The sequence below is a fragment of the Brevibacterium sp. SIMBA_078 genome (assembly GCF_046534565.1).
Taxonomy (GTDB): Bacteria; Actinomycetota; Actinomycetes; order Actinomycetales; family Brevibacteriaceae; genus Brevibacterium.
Map to the genome: position 1 here is coordinate 1 of NZ_JAWRYQ010000381.1, position 255 is coordinate 255.

Below are 255 nucleotides of genomic sequence, written 5' to 3' on the forward strand. Positions count from 1 at the left end.
ACTCATTTTTATAAGTTTAAGAACTTGATAAAGGTTTCTAAAATAGCTGCCAAATTCTTTGTTTTCATATAACTGAAAAGCATTGAAAATATGTACAATTGATGAATTGTAACCAACCTGCTCGTGAGCATTTTTCATTGAAATCAGTAGCTTATTTAAACTAAACATTCTATGTTTTTGTAAGTTACCACTGACAGTTTGAAAGTAAGGGATTTTTAGTTCAGAACTTATAGCATCGTGTGAATCACTATAACT

At 29.0% G+C, this 255-nt stretch carries 1 protein-coding gene; it reads right to left on the bottom strand.

Annotated features, from left to right (window positions below; translation table 11 throughout):
• On the bottom strand, positions 1–255 hold a 255-nt coding region (locus SB749_RS20110), incomplete at both ends, for a hypothetical protein (protein WP_410711865.1).